The organism is Pseudoalteromonas sp. SCSIO 43101, assembly GCF_023650775.1.
Taxonomy (GTDB): Bacteria; Pseudomonadota; Gammaproteobacteria; order Enterobacterales; family Alteromonadaceae; genus Pseudoalteromonas; species Pseudoalteromonas apostichopi.
In genome coordinates this window covers 1,430,507-1,446,922 of record NZ_CP072673.1, presented here as the reverse complement: position 1 = coordinate 1,446,922, position 16,416 = coordinate 1,430,507, and the positions used below count along the sequence as shown (strand labels likewise).

Below are 16,416 nucleotides of genomic sequence, written 5' to 3'. Positions count from 1 at the left end.
GGCCTCATTTGAGGCCTTTTTTAATTGCTTCATAATCATGCGAAGTAATTTCATGGCTATTACCAGCACAATCTTTAAAATACATTGAGTAAGTAACACCATGGTCGGCAACAACAGTTTTAATATCAAATTGAGCTAAATGTTCAAGCCATTCTAGAAACTGTGCTGCATTTGCGCCAAAAGCAATCCCCTTGCTTCTACCCTCAGCTTCAAACAGTGCCAGACGAATCGTTTTTGCTTGATCTTCTAGGGTTAACGGACCTTTTCCTTCATCCCAAAAAGCAAGCTCAGGAACGACGGTAAAACCAAGTACCTGTTGATACCAGCCAACAGCTTTAGCTAAATCATCAACATTTAAGTGGCAATGGTCAACACCACATAAAGATGGAATAGCCATATTACTCGCCAATTTCTGTTTTTAACTGTTCTAAAAATTCGAGCATATAAGCTGTGCGTCTTTTGGCTTCATCTTTCGCTGATGGCGTGTTCATACTCTCGCTAATGTTTAACAGCTTAATGAAAAAATGATCGAGGGTGTATTTTGTATCATCGGGTTCGCGGTTTAAGCAAAATGGATCGTCTTTATGGTACAGATAGCGACCAATTGAGCCCCCTACCTTCATACAGCGGCTAACACCGATTGCACCTAATGCATCCATTCGATCTGCGTCTTGTACTATTTGCGCTTCGACACTTTCAACTTTGATATTGGCACTAAAGCTATGTGCCACAATAGCATGATGAATGGCACTGAAATACTGCTCTGGATAATTAATTGAGGCTAAAAAACTTAACGCCTTGTCTGCAGCCATGGTCGATGCTTTTGCCCGATCTGGGTGGTTTTTTGCAACCGCAACACAATCATGTAACCAAGCTGCGGGTAACACCACAGCCATTTCTGCCTGCTCGGCAATACATAATTGTTTTGCAACCCTCACTACTCGCTCAATATGACTAATATCGTGTGCGACATCGGCATGAAGTAAAGACAAAATAAAGTCTCGACACTGAGTTTCTAAAGCTGCAAAGTCTATTTCTGGCTGCATATACAGACTATCACCATTAACTAATTGAAATTATGCTTACTTTAGCGTGGTTGCTGGATTTGTTCAAAACATTCATTGTATGTTTGTCAGTGCTTCATTAAACTATGCCCCCTTTTGTTTGACGCGAGAATCCCTATGTCATCTGCTATTTACCTGCAAGCTGGTCGAGAAAAATCACTAAAAAGAAAACACCCATGGGTGTTCTCAAAAGCCATTAAAAAAGTAAAAGGTAAGCCAGGACTAGGTGATACTGTCACTATCTATGACAATGACGGCAAATTTTTAGCGATTGCTGCTTACAGCCCGCAGTCGCAAATTCGTGCTCGCGTATGGAGCTTCGATCAAAACGAAATCATTGACCAAGCATTTTTTGAAAAGCGTTTGCGCCGTGCCTATGATGCGCGCGAACAGGTGATCAGCGAAGGCGGCTTAACGGGTTTTCGTTTAAGCGCTGCTGAGTCTGATTACTTGCCAGGCATCACTATCGATAAATTTGATAATGTACTGGTGTGCCAACTGCTTAGTGCCGGTGCAGAGCGCCATAAAGGTGAAATTGTTGCTGCACTAATGACTATTTTCCCAGGCTGCGATATTTATGAACGTTCAGATGTTGATGTTCGTACTAAAGAAGGCCTTGAGCCAATCAAGGGCGTACTTTGGGGTAAAGAACCAACAGAGCCAGTCGTCATTGAAGAAAATGGCTTAAAACTCGAAGTAGACATTCTTGAAGGCCACAAAACTGGCTTTTACTTAGACCAACGTGATAGTCGTGCAGCTCTTGAGCGCTTTGTTAAAGACAAAACAGTATTAAACTGCTTTAGCTACACAGGTACTTTCTCGCTCTATGCTTTACGTGGCGGTTGTAAACACGTTACTAACGTCGATGTGTCACAGCCAGCGCTCGATACGGCTAAGCGTAACGTTGAGCATAACAAACTTGACTTATCTAAAGTTGATTTTGTGAAACAAGATGTCTTTAAGTTATTGCGCCAATACCGTGATGAAGGTGTGCAATTTGATACTATTGTTATGGACCCACCAAAATTTGCTGACAACAAAGCGCAATTAACCGGTGCATGTCGTGGTTATAAAGATATTAATATGATTGCGATGCAAATCTTAAAGCCTGGGGGAACCTTACTGACATTTTCATGTTCTGGGTTAATGGAACAAAATTTATTTCAGAAAGTGGTTGCGGATGCTGCCCTTGATGCAGGTAAAGACTTATTGATCATGGAGCGACTAAATCAAGCTGCCGACCACCCGATTGCTGGCAGCTACCCTGAAGGTTTTTATCTTAAAGGCCTAATCTGTAAAGTATACTAAGCAAAGAGATTAATTAAAATTTACAATTTCTAAACCGGCACTCAAGGAGCCATCTTGCTCCTTGGTTGCTCGTATCACCCGTGCTGTAGCATCAAATGAGGTAATAGCGGTGCTAGTCGAAGCAATTAACACGCGATAAAGACGGCCTATTTCTAAAGCTTCATCAAGATGAATTGCAAGCCCTGTTGCACTTAAGTCAGTGCATATCGCCTCAATTTCTGCGCCATTAGCAACATCTAACGGGATAAGTTTTGCAGGGGTATGAATTTGCATGCGGCGAAAGTCGCGTTTCTCCTCATGAAACATATGGCCTCCTATACCAGTGTTTTTATTTTCTCTATTAATGTTTTAACAGAAAAAGGCTTCACTACATAGGCGTCGCACCCAGCATCAAACCCCGCTTTTTGTTCAAGCTCGGTTTCAAGGCCAGACACCATGACAACAGGGATTTGCTCTGTTTCTGGGGTGTTTTTTAGTAATCGACAAGTATCATAACCATCTAAGCCCGGCATACAAACATCTAACAGTATAGCATCTGGCGGCTCAGCTATGGCTGACGTTAAACACGATGTGCCTGAGTTTGCATAGCTTAACGAAAACTCATCTCCAAGGCTTGCTTTGAGCATTTCAAAATTAAAATATTCATCATCAACGACCAAAATGCTTGGTCGCGGTCGATTTACCGCTCGCTCAGGAACTGAGATCGGTCTTTCCTTTTCAATGCCCACATAATCTCCTTTTAGCATTTGTGTTTGTAACTTAAAGCAAGGAAGCGCTTAGCTCACTGCTCATTCCTTAGTATTATAACTCACATTCTTTGATTGCGTTTAAAACACGTTTAGCAGATACAGGATAAGGCGTCCCTAGTGTTTGTGCAAATAAAGAAACACGTAACTCCTGTTGCATCCAAAATATCGCGCTTATTTCTTCGGGAATAGGCATACCCTTAGGAATTTTATTCGCTAACTTTTGATATTGCTCAGCCACTTTTTCAAGTTCAAGCACGCACAGCCTGTCACGATTAGGGTCGACTGGTAATTTTTCTAAGCGTCGTTCAATGGCTTTTAAGTAACGAATTAAATCCGTCATTTTTGCTGCACCATGCTGGCTGACAAAGCCTTTAAACACCAAGCTTTGTAACTGTGATTTAATATCACCGTGCGCCGAGATCATAGTTAAATCAACACGACCTTTCATACGTTTATTTAAGCCATGAGCTATACTCAGCACTTGCTCTACTTGGGTGGCAATCTCAACAACAGTATCACCGAGCTCTCCGCGAATTTGCTCCTTCGCTTTTTCAAATGCATCTGCAGTACGGATGTTGCCATATTTAGTTAATAGGCTATCCACTGCTGCGGCGATACAATCATTAATTAGGTCATTCACCTTACCAAAAGGGTTAAAGTACAAACCTAATTTAGATTTATTTGGTAAATTTTGCTGTAAATATTTAATCGGTGATGGCACATTTAATAATACTAAGCGACGTAAACCTTGTTGGTGCGCCTGCTGTGCTTTGTGTTCATTATCAAATAGCTCAACCGCTGCAGAATCTTTCTTATCCACGAGTGCTGGAAACGCTTTGATTTCGTATTGACCCTGCTTTTTCACATAAGAGCTTGGTAACTCACCAAAGCTCCACTCGGTCAAATCGGCTTTCTCTATGCCCTTGTCGGCTACTTTCGATAAGGTATCCGTTACCTTGCCTTGTAACTGGGCTTTCAGCTTTGCCAAGTTTAAACCACGAGCGAGTAACTTATTGTGTTCATCACGTACTTCAAACTGCAAGCGTAAATGCGGAGCAAGGGTTGATAAGTCCCACGCATCAGACTCCACACGAACCCCTGTCATACGTAACAAACGAGTGCTGATTGCATCAATTAGGCTGCCTTGCATAGGCTCAATTGCAGCGAGTACGGCGTCGGCATAGTTTGGTGCAGGCACAAAGTTGCGACGAATTGTCTTTGGTAGCGACTTAATTAGCGCACAAATTAACTCATGTCTAAATGCTGGAATGTGCCAATCAAAGCCTGTTTCTTGTACTTGGTTTAGAAGCGCTACCGGAATTTGTACCGCAACACCATCAACTGCCTGACCCGGATCAAAATGATAAGCCAGAGGTAATAACAAGTTGTCCTGCTGCCAAGTATCAGGGTAGTCAAACTCAGTGACATGATCGGCACCATGCTGCATTAACTCTTCTCGAGACATGTGCAAAAAGCGCTTATCCTTTTGCTTTTGGCCTTTCCACCACTTATTAAATGCGGCACGATTATTTATATCTTGTGGAATTTTCTTGTCGTAGAATTCAAATAAGGTTTGTTCATCGACCAAGATATCACGCCGACGTGATTTATTTTCGAGTACCTGAATATCTTCAATTAACTCTTGATTATACTGTAAAAACCCTTCATTTTGACCCAGCTCTTGTTCTACTAAAGCTGTACGAATAAACAACTCACGACTGACTTTAGGATCAATATTGCTATACACACAGCGGCGCTTATTAACAATTAACAGCCCATACAAGGTTTGCTGTTCAAACGCGATAACTGCACCAGGCTTTTTCTCCCAATGCGGTTCGCTGTAGCTGCGCTTAACTAGATGTTGCGCAAAGCCTTCAACCCATTTCAAGTCTATACGCGCGTTGATTCGAGCATAAAGCTTGCTCGTTTCAACAAGCTCTGCCGACATAATCCATTTTGGGCTCTTTTTAAATAAGCCTGAGCCAGGGAAAATATGGAACTGACTATTGCGTGCACCTTTATAAAGCTGTTTTTCATCCTTAAAACCAATATGGCTTAACATACCGCTTAATAAAGATTGATGGATTCGGTCACTATCAGCAACATTGGTGGTAGCCTTCATGCCCATTTCATTACAAACCGTCGATAGCTGATAGACTATATCTTGCCATTCACGGATGCGCATATAGGCTAAGAAGTCCTTTTGGCATAACTTTCTAAATTGGCTATTGCTCAATTCTGATTGCTGCTCTTCAAGGTAATTCCACAGATTTAGAAAAGCGATAAAGTCTGAATCTGGATCATCAAAACGACCATGTTTTTCGTCTGCTGCGCCACGTTTTTCTTGCGGTCGTTCTCTTGGATCTTGAATAGACAATGCCGCAACAATAATGATCACTTCACGCAGTGCACCTAAGCTATCAGCAGTTAGCACCATTTTCGCTAGACGTGGATCTACCGGTAATCGACTTAAGCTCCTACCTGACTTAGTCAGTTCGGTTTTCTTGTGACGTTTTGCAGGCTTAATGGCTTCGAGTTCTTCAAGCAACGTCAAACCATCGTTAATATTACGACTATCAGGCGCTTGCACAAACGGAAACTGCTGCATGTCGCCAAGTCCCAAACCGAGCATTTGCAAAATAACAGAGGCTAAGTTGGTGCGTAAAATTTCAGGATCAGTAAACTCTGGGCGCGAATTAAAGTCTTCTTCACTGTATAAGCGAATACAGATACCCGCTTCAATACGACCACAGCGGCCTTTTCGCTGATTGGCACTTGCCTGCGAAATTGGTTCGATCGGAAGCCGTTGTACCTTAGTACGATAGCTATAACGGCTAATGCGCGCAGTGCCTGGATCGATAACATAGCGAATACCTGGCACCGTTAATGACGTTTCAGCAACGTTGGTGGCTAAAATAATATGACGGCGGCTGTGCGGCGCAAAAATTCGGTTTTGTTCAGCGTTTGATAAACGCGAATAGAGTGGTAAAACATCCGTGCCTTTGAGGTTTCGCTTTGATAACGCATCAGCAGTATCGCGAATTTCTCGTTCACCATTCATGAAAATCAGAATATCGCCGGGGCCTTCATCGCAAAGCTCATCGACAGCATCAAAAATCCCCTGTAATTGGTCACCATCCGCTTCCATATCATCTTTGTTGATTTCAGTAGTTGGTCTATAGCGAACGTCTACTGGGAAAGTACGGCCTGATACTTCAATAATTGGCGCATTATCAAAATGTTTAGAAAAACGCTCAGGGTCAATCGTCGCTGAGGTGATGATAACTTTTAAGTCTGGTCGCTTTGGCAGTAAATTTTTTAAATAGCCTAAGATGAAATCGATATTCAGACTTCGTTCGTGGGCTTCATCGATGATAATAGTATCGTACTGATTTAGGTATCTGTCTTGTTGAATTTCAGCCAGCAAAATACCGTCTGTCATCAATTTAATGTAGCTATTGTCAGAGACTTGGTCGCTAAAGCGAATTTTAAAACCCACTTGTTGACCTAGCTCGCACTGCATTTCTTCTGCAATACGATTCGCTACACTGCGTGCAGCGAGTCGACGAGGCTGAGTGTGGCCAATGTATCCATCAACACCTCGGCCAAGCTCTAAGCACATTTTTGGGATCTGCGTGGTTTTACCTGAGCCTGTTTCACCAGCAATGATCACGACTTGGTTATTGGCGATGGCCTGTTTAATGTCATCTTTCTTTTGGCTAACTGGTAGTTGCTCTGGGTAAGTCACTTTTGGCAAGGCAGCCAAACGTTGCTCGCGCAATTGCTGAGAACGGCTAATATCTTCTGCTATTTTTTGCGCTATGTTTGCTTGCTTAGTTTCATCGTTGATTTTTTTGATGCCATGAAGGCGTTTTTTGAAGATGAATTGATCTTTGCGTAAACACGTTTTTAATTCGCCGAACAGCGGACCTAGGTTAACCACCCGATACCCTTATATTTCTTAACCAATAGATTGATATTGTATCAAATAATCTATCAGGTGGTCATGGCTTTATTTATGCCAATTCGCTTAATTAAGTGAACCGTTTTGAGGCAATAAAATCTCGTTGATAACAAGGCAAAAATTTCGTTGTTTAATTGTTCTCGGCAATTGCTCTACTTCCTGCATCCATGCAGTCGTAAATAAGTAATATTTAACGCAGTTAGCGACAGATTTAATCCCTCAAAATGATTAAGGATTATTGCGAGTTGGCATCACCCTCTCTGTTGGGATTGGCATTGCACAAACGTTGATGTAATCAGGGCTTTCAACAAACCACGCTTCAACGCGATTTTTACGCGCTTCAATGAGGGCTATAAACGCATTTGAGTCTGTTTTCATGACCCGAAATTTACTGTTGTCTGTGTCTTTAATATCTGCTAATAGTTGCATATCTGTAATGGGGTTAAATGTCTGACCTTCAGTGGCTTTACGCTGTAAGAGATTAAAATGTTCCATCCCTTCTAAAACGCGACCAAATACAGTGATGTTACGGTCTAAATAGCGCTGGCTATTCCCTATGGTCACATAAAATTCTGTACCACCTGAATTGATATCATTATCGCGAGCCATAGCAAAAACACCAGGGCAATGTACTTGCCATGTTTCAGTTTGGCTTTGGTTTTGTGCCACAGCAAAGCCGTTTAAAAAGCCCGTTTTAGCTGCATAACCATCAGGTCCTTTGAGCTCTGTAATCTTTAGAGGAGTCTCGGTACGTAAGTAAAACTCAGCGGGTAAGGCTTTTTTAGCATTTTTAACAGGTTTGCTTTCGCTGACATCGCCTCCTTGTGCTACAAATCCTTCAACAAAGCGATACACACTCAGGCCTTGATAAAACCCTTCTTTGGCAAGCTGTCGCATGTTGTTTGCGTGCGTAGGCGCCAATTTATCGTTTAGTTCAATATAAGCAGCACCCGTAGGTAGGGTTAGTTTAATGATGTTCTGGGCACTAACAGTTCGCCATTCACTATCGCTGGCAGTTTTAATGATTTCGCCAGCAGAACGTTTTTGACTGGTTTCTTTTCCATGAGTTGGTGCAATTAATACCGCACCAAGACACAAGGTTAATAGTCTTAATTTCATTGTTATTATCTTTTAAGTAGTTAACAATTCAGCCTATTAATTTATGCCCCAATAAGCAAGTAAAAGCGACTTATTAAGGCAATGCTCATTATTAATCCCAATCAAATTTATAGAGAATATCAACATTTTGATAAAGGCCACTGGTCACCTCAATGTACAATTGTGACAACAATTGATAGCGCACAGCAACTTCACTTAACGAATCAAAAATACCAACACTGTATTTGACTTGAATGCCCGGTGTAAGATAGCCAGATATCTCAACTTTTGTATCGTCACCACTACCACTCGAACTTAAGCTTACATCTGACAAACCAAAACTTTCGCCTATCTTAGACACCACCCCCTCACTGCGGTTTACACCTTGGGCAAGCAATAATTGTGTTAACATGGCATCAGTCGAGCTGTCACCTTCATCAAGAGGTTGTCCATTTAGCAAATAAGCCAGGGCTTGACCCTGATCCATCGCTGGCTCTGAAAATACTTTTAACGAAGGCTGTTCAACATTACCTGTTAAGGTGATCCCTGCCACAACACCATTTGAGGTGTTATCAGGGTTACGAATCGCTTTGATATTTAAGTAAGGTTTATCAATTGAGCCACTAAACCCCACCTGACCAGTACGGATTTGCAAGTCTTGTCCAAATGCACGGTATGTACCGTCTACTAGGTTCAATTCACCCGTTGCTATCATAGGAGTGACTTGGTCCATACTTATATTTAAATCACCTTCAACTTTTGACTTAAGGCCAAAAGAATCTATTCGTACATCATTCTCAACCAATACTTTTAAATTTATCGCATAGTCAAATGGTACTTTCTCAGATTGTTGCTGCTCAATATCAACAATCACTTCATCATCGCTGACTTGTACTGCGCCCTCTGGTAGCTCTTCAATAGCAATTCGGCCCCATGGCACCACGACTTGGCCATCGAGATTAAACGCATTATTCTTCAATGACATAGTTAAATCTGGTGATACTTTAAAGGTAACATCTTGCTGGGCACGCACAAAAAACTCTTTACCGTTCAATTTCACGTCAACGTCTGGTAAATCTTGCTGCCAATCGACACCGCCAGATAAGTTAAGTGCGCCCCCTTCAGTGTCTTTCAGCTCACCCGTGAGCTTTGCACTTTGGTTATTAAAGGCAATGTTTACATATGAATTTTGCAGCGATACGGGCAATGTTGCCCCTTCTAGATTGATTTTTTCAACATCAAATTCACCATTGAGTAATGGCTCTTTCAAGGTGCCTGCGATTGCTAAACGGCCTTTAATATCGCCTGTTAATTGTTCAAGTGATGCAATAAAGGGTCTTAAGTTTGTTAACTCAATTTTCTCAATAACCAAGTCGCCCGCTAAGGTCTGTTTATTTTGTATATCATCAATGTTGAGCTGTGAAGTCACTTTACCTAATACGGATGAATCAAGGGTGGCATTAAGTTTACCAACTTGCGCATCACTCATTGCCGAGATATCTAAAACCTCTACCGGTAATTTATAGACATTTGCACCATCAATTAAGGATGCTTCTAGCTGCTGTGTTTTGATATTGGCACGAATCGTTTTCAATGCGCCATTATTCCAATTAGCAACAAACTCCCCGTTTGCATCGCCAATTACTTTCAAATTATCTGGTAAGAAGTGTTTAAATTCAGCAATAGATAACGCAGCAAGCTTTGCATTCAACTGACCTAATTGTTTAGTTTGCTGCAAGGTCTCAAAACATAGTTTTGAGTTATCGCTTTGCCAGCAGTGCGCGGCTACATTAAAGTCAAAGGTTTTGGTATTTAGTTGAATATTAACCGGCTTATTAGTACCAAAGCGCACCTGATTATCGGTTACAAGAATTTGACTTAACGCACCTTGCCAGATTTCTTTATTAAATTTACCGTCAACATCAAATGATGCTTTCCCTTGATCTGCATCGAGTAAAAAAGCTAAATGGTGATCAGTTTTATCTCCACTGGCATCTAACTCAATTTGATTAATTTTATGTTCGCCTACACTTGCAGAATCAAGAATAAGTGACAGGTCAGTTTGCCAGTCTGCGGCATAATCGAATTGCCCTTTTAATGTTAAACCATCGACCTGGATATCTTGATAACTCAACGTATGAAGTACCATATTTAAATCAACCGTTGGCGCGAGTCGCTTTCCACGTAAAGTCAAATCAGCAAACCCCTTACCTTGCATAGGCAAGATATCTTGACCACTTGCATCTAAACGCATTTTACCTTCGACGCGCCATACATCATCTACCTGACCTGATAAGGCAATTTCATTTTTACCACTTTTCACTTCAAGCTTTTTAAAACTCGCATGTAAGCTGCTATCAAGTTCAAAATCCGAAAGTAAGGTCACAGGAACTTCATTTATTGAACCATTTAATTGCGTGTTATCTAACGCAAGCTGCCATTCACTTGCCTGTAAATTGAATGAACCCTTAAACTCACCGGATAAGTCACTGCTCAGTGCATCCGTTAAGTATTGTGCTTTTAAGTGACTCAAAGTTCCTTTAAATTGACTTTTTACCCCATTTGACCAATCAACCGAAGCGGTTACTACTGCGTTACTGTCATTCGCATTAAGGTTTAATTGCTTCAGTTTTGCACTTGTTAAGCTACCCTGTAGTTGCGATTTCACAGTCATTGCCGGTAACGCGTCTAACTGTGTGACTAAGCTCAAATCGACTTCATAAGCATCGGCGTGGCCTTTGGCTTGTAAATCAAAGTCAGTTAATTGCAGGTTTTGTGTATTAGTTTCAATTTGCCACTTTTCTATCTGGCCTGTTAAATCAAATGGAAAATTTGTTTCTCTTAAATTCACAGTCCCTTTTAGCTTTGCTGGGTATGTCCCCTGAGTTACTAAATCTAACTTTAAATTAGCAAGTGGGCCTAAAACAGTTAAATTAGCTTGATGCTCAGTGTTACCTACCGACAGCGAGCCACTAACAGTATTATCACCAGAGAGTTCAGCCGTTAGCTTGGTTTGTAATTGCCATTGCTGATAGCGTGCAGCAAGTTTTTCAAGGTTAATATCACTGCCATTAACTGAAGCGACCAATTCAATATTTTCAACCAGCTGAGCCTCTTCTACCCCAGAAGGTGTAATAGCAACCTTGCTGATTCGAAATTGATTAACTTGGAGGTTAACCGGGAGCGTAGTATCGATTTCTGGTAGTGCCGGTACCTCCTTTAGTGGAGTCGACTTAGGCTGCTCTTTAGTTTCATGCAATAACACCTCTATGTCAGCAATATTCAATGAATTCACTGTGACGTCTGATGCTTCGGCGCGCCCCTCAAGGCTTAATTTATTTACTGTTACGTCGGCACTGGCATGCACTAAACTAAACCGATTAATTGCAACTCGGTTTAGAGTGATTTTTATTGGTAAGCTAATTTGTGTGGCTTGTTCTACTTCTTGCTCTGATTCATTACGAGGTTCAGTTGATGAAGCTTGCTTTTTAATATTTAAATCAATCGACTGGGCGCTTAAATTTTCAATACAAATACCATCACAACGCCACCAGAACAAATCAACTTTTAGTTGCTTTGCATCAAGCATGATACCTTGGTTTTCAAAGAAAACATCAAACGCATCGTTATATAAAAAACGCCCTGATGGCAACTTAATTGTTAAGCCATCAACTAGCTTATTAGCAGAGTATGCAATAAAGTGATTACCGGGTGCTGTGAACAACAAACAAAACACAATGACTGCCAAACTTGTCAATGTAATTGATAGAACCTTGGTTATCTTTTTTAACATCTTCATTAGATTTCAGGCCCTATGGTAATACTTAGTCGAGTGCTTTTACTTTCTTTTGTCAGACCCCAAGCATGGTCGATACGCACAGGACCAACCGGTGTTAAATACCTAAAACCAAAACCAGCCCCAACTTCTACACGATCAGTAAAATCATTTGTCGCGGTACCACTATCAACAAATAAGGCTGCTCGCCAATGCTCGGCAAATTGGTAGTTATATTCAACGGTTCCGCTCATTAAATATTTACCACCTATCAAACGTCCTTTTTCATCTTCAGGCGAAATAGATTCATAAGCAAAACCACGCACACTTTGGTCACCACCCGCATAAAAGCGCAAAGATAGAGGAACTTCATTGATATTATCGACCAGCATTGCGCCTAGGTTGGCTCTTAAAAACAGCATATGGCGATCTGCAAACGTGGTTAACCAAGCATTTTGCAGTTGTAATCGCAAAATGTTAGTTGAAGACATCATATCTTTTAAACCAAATTCGGCTGACATCATCCATTGATAGCCTTTATATGGCGTTGTGCCTCCTTCAGTGTCTTTCTTGGCATAACTGATGCCAGGCATTAACATTTTTGCACTTTGCTGTTCATCACCAATACGGTAAGTTTCATAGTCACGCCTTAAAAATGCAGTGCGTACCCAATCGTCGTCTGTTAGCCATTGGCGCTGTAATTGGCCTGTAAATATGCGGCTATATAAATCATTGGTTAATTCGTCTTCTAGTTTGTAGCCCAAAGAAAAACGCCATAAATCATCGTTAGGGTCATCTACAGGTACCGTATAGCCGAGAGAGATATCTTGCTGACGTTCTGATACATTCAGATTGCTCTCTAAGTAATGACCATCTTCAGTGATCCAGGGTTTTGTCCATTTAAAGCGAACTTTTGGCCCAAGGTCGGTGCTATAACCGCCACCCACTTCGAAGCTATTTGCAGGTTTATGTAACACATCAACATTAATTGGCACTTGATTATTTTTACGTTTAGCAATGTCAGCATAAACACGCACACTCGCAAAATAAGGCGTGCTAGACAATGCTAAATTGTAATCAGAAATCTCAGTCGCTTTATAAGGCTGGCCTTGTTTAAACTCCGCTAGTGAGCGAATATATTTTTCAGCGGGAGTCTCACTGCCGATTGTGATATCACCAAACTGGTACCGAGGCCCAGTATCAACATTAAAAATGACTCTCGCGTTATTATTTTTCAAAGACACCGCTAATTTATGCTCATGCCATTTTGCATCAAAGTAACCTAACTCTAATAGTTGGCTTTCAATGCGTTTTCTAGCGGCCTCATATTTACCGTGATTTAAAAAATCACCCTGTTTTATTTTGATGCTGTTGACTACAGACATGAATTCAGCGTCATCTTTACCTGAACCAGTGATAGTCACTTTGATATCTGCAACTCGTGTAACAGGGCCGCGTTCAACATTAACTATCAAAAGCTGCTCTGCGTTATCGAAGCTAATTTTAATGGTAGGTTTATAGTAGCCAAGAGCTTTTAAACTCATTTCAACTTGGCTTTTAGCATGACGCTTTAGAGCCTTAGAGTTTTTTTCATCGACAAGTTGTTTAATGTAAAGCTCAACGTTCCCCTCAAGCTCGCCACTAATCCCTTGTATTTTATAATCTTTAATAATCCCTTCCGTACCAATTGAGTACTGGCTATACGAAGAACAGAAAAGCAAAAAGACAAAATAGAGATGCCGAGTATACAAAAATTATCCTTACTTTTTTGGAAGAGTCATAATCTAAAATGAGTACAAAATGATATTAACACAGCGTTATAGCCACTGACATAATTGAAATGTTAAAATTAGTACGCGTTAAACTTTTATTTTCGCTACAATAGCGGATAATACCTAGATTTATAATGAACGAGCGACTAAATGCACTTCCCTGATGACGAAAACGGTCAATTATTAGCTGAAATTGCTGAAGCTGGTGTCGACTTAACCAGTATGCAAACCATCGATTTCTATATTCTTTTTGAACAAAAACCAGAAGCAGAAAAATTTTCAAAAGTAATTGAAAGTGATGAGCTTGCACCTTCTACGGAATTAAACAAATGCCCTGATACAGGGGTGTGGGAAGTAATTACTCGTGTGAAAATGGTGCCAGATCACACTTTACTTAGCCAAACAGAGCAATACTTAGAGAGCATCGCAAATGGTCACAATGGATATGGTGACGGCTGGGGTTTAATGGCCGAAGAAAAATAGGTCTGCCCCAATTTCGTAAAGCGAATCAACTCAATTGATTCGCCTTACGAAAACTCCCCTGATAATCAAATAGCTTTTCAGCCACTTTCCAACCGTATTTTTTATTTTTACGGGCAATCACAAAGTCTGGTGCAAGTAGTTGCTTCTGTAATTCAACAACTTGTTCTGCGCTTTGCCATTCAACGGGACTGTAACCGGGTGCCGCTCGTTTGCCAAATTGCTTATTAAAGATAAACCGCCCCGTATCGTTGGTTAAATTAAATACTTCATCACAACTTGCACCGTCTTCATCATAGTAACTAATTTTAAGTAAACCTTTAGCAAGCAACTGTGCCGACAAACCACTACACCTTAATACCAAAGCATCTTTTAGATTAAGCGCTTCTCTTAGTTTATCATCAGGATCTGCCATCATAGCACCACATGACTGACACTGCCTTGCTGCTATGTCATTTTGTTCACCACAGTGCTCACATTCTTTAAAACGAAAACGATAATCGCACTGTACTTGCACTTCATCATTTTCCAGCAACCCTTGGCAACGCCTGCCAAAGTGCTCAACAACTTTACCTTCGCTATCAGTTTTACCCCAAAAAATATTCGCAAACCCACAACCAGGGCAAAGTACTTGTACTGGCTCATTATCACTTTGTGCTTTGATACTACCTACCTCAGGATAAAACAAATCAAAGCCATTACCAGCATAGTCAATAACTAAGCAATCTTCTTTACCTTCGCTTAAACGAAGCCCCCTACCTACAATTTGTTGGTATAAACTCACCGATTCTGTAGGCCTTAAAATTGCGATGTAATCAACATGAGGGGCATCAAAGCCTGTCGTAAGTACTGATACATTGACTAAATACTTTATTTTTTTTGCTTTAAATTGATTAATAATCCTATCGCGTTCTTGATTATCGGTATCACCAGTAATCAGTGCAGTATTATGCTCAGGTAAGTAGCCTGTTATTTCTTTGGCGTGCATCACAGTTGCAGCAAAGATCATTACACCATGACGCTGCTCACTATATTCTATTACTTGGTTGATAATAGCTTTTGTCGCGCGAGTGTTATCTTTCAATAACGCATTCATATTCTCGACACTGTAACGACCAAATGAATCACTCGGCAGTGATGAAAAGTCATAATGACTAATCGCAGCATCCACCTCGTGAGGCGGCGTTAAATAGCCATTTTTGATCATATATCGCAGTGGTAACTCAAAAATACACTTTTTAAATGGCGCATCGCTATCACCTCTAACAAAGCCATGATAGTGATGATGATAAACCCACCCCATGCCCATTCGAAATGGAGTCGCGGTTAGTCCAAGTACTTTAAGACTAGGATTTTGTTTTTTTAGACTCGCTATCACCCGTCCGTATTGGCTTTTTTCATCACCGCTTACACGGTGGCATTCATCAATGATCAATAATGAATAGGCGTCGGTTAGCTGTTTTGTATTTCGCGCCAGTGACTGCACACTTGCAAAGGTGACTTGTTCAGTTAAAGACTTTTGCTTTAAACCCGCTGAAAATATGCTGGCCTTAAAACCAAAGCTGGTGTATTTCTCAGCGTTTTGCTCTACCAACTCTTTAACATGAGCAAGCACCATAATTTTTTGTTTGGCAATACGCGCAAGTTCAGCAATAACAAGACTCTTACCTGCACCTGTTGGTAACACAATAAGTGCTGCATCATCAGTTTGTCGAAAGTGAGCAACTGTGCGTGCTACGGCCTCTTGTTGATAGGGTCTGAGTACGTACTTCATTTTATCTGACTATTATCGACATAAAAAAAGGGAAGCATACGCTTCCCTTCCTATTCTTTAAAGCAAAAATTAAGCGAGGTGTTTTGTTAGATCTACACCTTGGAAAGCTTTAGGACGTTTACCACGGCCTGTCCATTCAACAATTTCACCATTAAATTCGATGCGATATTTTGGTTTTACTTTAGTACGCTTATCAGTTGTTGCTACATCCTGTAGATCTTCTAATGTAAGTCCTTTTTCTTTTAGTAGATCGAGTACTTCTTTTTTAGCTTCTTGCTGTTGAGTATATTTCTCGATTGCTGTGTCAATTAGCTGTTTTGCTTTTTCTAATTCAGATAATGACGCAGATTTCACAAAAGATCGGATTTCTTTCATTGAGAGCTCTCTTAAGTATTAAAAGTTAAGTTAAAAGTTTAACAGTAGCTAGTATAT

12 protein-coding genes are annotated in these 16,416 nt (G+C 40.8%); 2 read left to right on the top strand and 10 right to left on the bottom strand.

Going from position 1 to position 16,416, the window contains the following annotated elements:
* Positions 1–4: 4 nt before the first annotated feature.
* Both J8Z25_RS06760 and J8Z25_RS06755 read right to left on the bottom strand, forming a co-directional pair.
* Positions 5–397 carry a VOC family protein gene (locus J8Z25_RS06760; protein ID WP_130051813.1) on the bottom strand — a complete coding sequence of 131 codons (393 nt, stop codon included), beginning with the start codon at positions 395–397 and terminating at the stop codon, positions 5–7.
* Position 398: 1 nt separating this feature from the next.
* Positions 399–1,046 carry an HD domain-containing protein gene (locus tag J8Z25_RS06755; protein ID WP_239977729.1) on the bottom strand — a complete coding sequence of 216 codons (648 nt, stop codon included), beginning with the start codon at positions 1,044–1,046 and terminating at the stop codon, positions 399–401.
* A gap of 135 nt (positions 1,047–1,181) precedes the next feature.
* On the opposite strand from J8Z25_RS06755, the gene J8Z25_RS06750 reads away from it, so the two are divergent.
* On the top strand, positions 1,182–2,372 hold the full coding sequence (locus tag J8Z25_RS06750; RefSeq protein ID WP_250661884.1) for a class I SAM-dependent methyltransferase: 1,191 nt from the start codon (positions 1,182–1,184) through the stop codon (positions 2,370–2,372).
* Between the two features lie 9 nt (positions 2,373–2,381).
* Here the strand turns inward: J8Z25_RS06750 and J8Z25_RS06745 are convergent, their stop codons facing one another.
* From J8Z25_RS06745 to J8Z25_RS06720, 6 genes are all read right to left on the bottom strand, one after another.
* Positions 2,382–2,678 (bottom strand): PilZ domain-containing protein, encoded by a 297-nt coding sequence (locus J8Z25_RS06745; RefSeq protein ID WP_130051816.1) that lies wholly within the window; start codon positions 2,676–2,678, stop codon positions 2,382–2,384.
* Positions 2,679–2,686: 8 nt separating this feature from the next.
* Positions 2,687–3,100: a response regulator gene (locus tag J8Z25_RS06740; protein WP_256855174.1), complete on the bottom strand. Its 414-nt coding sequence runs from the start codon at positions 3,098–3,100 to the stop codon at positions 2,687–2,689.
* A gap of 73 nt (positions 3,101–3,173) precedes the next feature.
* On the bottom strand, positions 3,174–7,064 hold the full coding sequence (gene hrpA, locus J8Z25_RS06735; RefSeq protein WP_250661883.1) for an ATP-dependent RNA helicase HrpA: 3,891 nt from the start codon (positions 7,062–7,064) through the stop codon (positions 3,174–3,176).
* 249 nt (positions 7,065–7,313) lie between these two features.
* Positions 7,314–8,204: a peptidylprolyl isomerase gene (locus J8Z25_RS06730; protein WP_178926822.1), complete on the bottom strand. Its 891-nt coding sequence runs from the start codon at positions 8,202–8,204 to the stop codon at positions 7,314–7,316.
* A gap of 91 nt (positions 8,205–8,295) precedes the next feature.
* On the bottom strand, positions 8,296–11,982 hold the full coding sequence (gene tamB, locus J8Z25_RS06725) for an autotransporter assembly complex protein TamB (RefSeq protein ID WP_167658868.1): 3,687 nt from the start codon (positions 11,980–11,982) through the stop codon (positions 8,296–8,298).
* Positions 11,982–13,709 (bottom strand): autotransporter assembly complex protein TamA, encoded by a 1,728-nt coding sequence (locus J8Z25_RS06720; protein ID WP_502934594.1) that lies wholly within the window; start codon positions 13,707–13,709, stop codon positions 11,982–11,984. The genes tamB and J8Z25_RS06720 overlap by 1 nt, the downstream gene beginning before the upstream one ends.
* 171 nt (positions 13,710–13,880) lie before the next feature.
* Here J8Z25_RS06720 and J8Z25_RS06715 point away from each other — a divergent pair, with 171 nt between their 5' ends.
* Entirely contained in the window at positions 13,881–14,213 is a 333-nt protein-coding gene (locus tag J8Z25_RS06715; RefSeq protein ID WP_130051822.1) for a ribonuclease E inhibitor RraB, read from the top strand.
* A 25-nt stretch (positions 14,214–14,238) separates the two neighbouring features.
* Here the strand turns inward: J8Z25_RS06715 and radD are convergent, their stop codons facing one another.
* Positions 14,239–15,984, bottom strand: a complete 1,746-nt coding sequence (gene radD, locus J8Z25_RS06710; RefSeq protein WP_250661882.1) for a DNA repair helicase RadD — start codon at positions 15,982–15,984, stop codon at positions 14,239–14,241.
* A gap of 69 nt (positions 15,985–16,053) precedes the next feature.
* Positions 16,054–16,359 carry an H-NS histone family protein gene (locus tag J8Z25_RS06705; RefSeq protein WP_063707100.1) on the bottom strand — a complete coding sequence of 102 codons (306 nt, stop codon included), beginning with the start codon at positions 16,357–16,359 and terminating at the stop codon, positions 16,054–16,056.
* Between the last annotated feature and the right edge of the window lie 57 nt (positions 16,360–16,416).